This window comes from Schlesneria sp., assembly GCF_036405755.1.
Lineage (GTDB): Bacteria > Planctomycetota > Planctomycetia > Planctomycetales > Planctomycetaceae > Schlesneria > Schlesneria sphaerica.
Genome location: NZ_DASWWZ010000571.1, coordinates 1 through 2,525, shown reverse-complemented (window position 1 = coordinate 2,525; position 2,525 = coordinate 1). Strand labels below are relative to the sequence as shown.

Below are 2,525 nucleotides of genomic sequence, written 5' to 3'. Positions count from 1 at the left end.
CTGCTTCAGCTCTTCGAACTGGGCATCGGTCTCACCCGGGAAACCGACAACGAAGGTCGTTCGCATGACCAGTCCGTCAACGCGATCACGCAGCTTGCGCACCAGTTCTTCCGTCTGGCTGCGATTGACTCGACGCTGCATCCGTCGCAACACCTGATCATTGATATGCTGCAAGGGCATATCGAGATAAGGGATCACTTTCGGTGAATTGTTGATGGCGTCGATCAGTTCATCAGTGAAATGAATCGGATACAGATACATCAGGCGGATCCAGTCGACTCCGTCGACCTGATCCAGTTCCTTGATCAGATCCGCCAGTCGGACTTTGCCGTAAAGATCCAGTCCGTAGTACGTGGTGTCCTGGGCGACGAGATTCAGTTCGCGTACACCATCTTTGGCCAGTTCCTGGGCTTCTGCGATTACCATTTCGATCGGCTTTGTGATGTGCTTTCCGCGCATCTTCGGGATCGAACAGAATGTGCAGGTCCGGTCACACCCTTCGGAAATCTTCAGGTAGGCAAAGTGCTGCGGCGTGATTCGCAGACGAGCCCTGTCATCCATCGCTTTCAGCGGAGCAGGACGGAAAAGTTCCCGCTGTTCGCGTGCCATGCCGATCAGGTGATCGGCGACACGATTAATCTCGTCACGTCCGAAGACCCCGACGATGTGATCGATTTCGGGTAGCTCGTCGAGCAGCGCGGGGCCAAGTCGTTGCGGCAGACAGCCTGCCACGATGACCCCCTTGGTTTTGCCTGCTCGCTTCAGATCGAGCATTTCACGGATCACAGCCTTGGATTCGGCACGGGAACTGTCGATGAATCCGCAGGTGTTGACAATGACGAAGTCTGCTCCGTCCGGTTCGCTGACGAGCGAGTAACCGTCGAGAGCCAGGGTTCCCAGCATTTTCTCGCTGTCGACCAGGTTTTTGGGACATCCCAGCGACACGAAGGCGTAGGTCCCCTTCGCGATCGATGGCGGGCCATCCTCGGGCTGAAACGAGGGAACGGGATCAACGGACGAAATAATCGGCAAATGCATGGGCTTATTCATTTTCACGAGTACAAATTTTCGACCGGAATTCTAACCGACCAGACCAGCAAGTGACAGCTATTCGGGAATTACCTATTTTTACGGGAATCACGCACATCGGATTCAGCGTCCACTCGCGAGGGTCCCCTGCACTTCTGAGAGCGTACGGGCCGCGCGATTGCGTTACCCACGAAGTTGTACGTTCGAAATCAGCAGGCCCAGCCGAGGATCCCAACATCTTAGGCGACAGACCACACCTGGAACCCGAACTCGTTCCACTGGCTGGAGTTGATTGGGTCTCGTGTCGCGACACGAGACCCAATCCGCCCATGCAGTATTCTAATGTCCGTTTCCGTTAAGAGGCTTTTGTCGGACACAGTCGACGTAGTACCGGCGGACTCCGTCGATGTCTTCCCCAACCAAACCGTGGATGTCGGTATCGAATCCGGGAAACTTTTCGTTGAACATTCGCGCGAATTTGAGGTACTCGACAATCGTACGATTGAACCGCTCCCCAGGGATGAGCAGCGGTATCCCGGGTGGGTACGGGGTCAGCAGAACGGCCGTCGCCCGACCTTCCAGATGATCGATCTCAACGCGATCGATTTCTCGATGCGCCATCATATCGAAGGCATCGGACGGCTTCATGGCCGGCAGCATGTCCGACAGGTACATCTCGGTGGTGACTCGTGCGACGTCATGATCTCTGTAGGTCTGGTGAATCTGCTTGCACAGATCCTTCAGACCGATCCCCTCATAGCGGGGATAATGCTGACAGAACTCAGGCAAGATTCGCCACATCGGCTGATTCTTATCGTAGTCGTCCTTAAATTGCTGCAGAGCACTCACCAATGTATTCCAGCGTCCCTTGGTGATCCCGATGGTGAACATGATGAAGAACGAGTAGAGCCCCGTCTTCTCTACGATGACACCGTGCTCCACCAGATAGCGGGTGACGATGGATGCGGGAATTCCGGATTCGGCGAACTGGCCACTGACATTCAGACCCGGAGTGATCACGGTCGCCTTGATGGGGTCCAGCATGTTGAAGTTCGGCGCGATGTTACCGAAGCCATGCCAGTCTTCGTTAGCCTTCAGCAGCCAGTCGTCGCGATGACCGATCCCCTCCTCTGCCAGGTTTTCCGGTCCCCAGACCGTAAACCACCAGTCCTTGCTGCCCCATTCTCCCGCCACTTTTCGCATGGCTCGGCGGAAGTTAAGAGCTTCGACGATCGATTCTTCAACCAGCGCGGTTCCCCCCGGCGGTTCCATCATGGCCGCCGCAACGTCGCAGGAGGCGATAATCGCGTATTGCGGCGAGGTCGACGTATGCATCAGATACGCTTCGTTGAAGACGCTGCGGTCGAGTTTTTCCGTCTCCGACTCTCTGACCAGAATCTGTGACGCCTGCGAGATCCCGGCCAGGAGTTTGTGCGTCGAATGCGTGGCAAACATCATCGAGGATTTTGGACGAGGTCGGTCCTTACCGATCGCGT

The 2,525-nt window shown here is 55.8% G+C and carries 1 protein-coding gene and 1 pseudogene; both read right to left on the bottom strand.

Going from position 1 to position 2,525, the window contains the following annotated elements:
• Positions 1–1,038: 30S ribosomal protein S12 methylthiotransferase RimO (rimO, locus tag VGE80_RS19030; RefSeq protein WP_440593761.1), on the bottom strand; the 1,038-nt coding region annotated here is incomplete at its 3' end.
• 330 nt (positions 1,039–1,368) lie between these two features.
• A pseudogene (locus VGE80_RS19025) lies at positions 1,369–2,525 on the bottom strand (lysine decarboxylase); the annotation flags it as partial.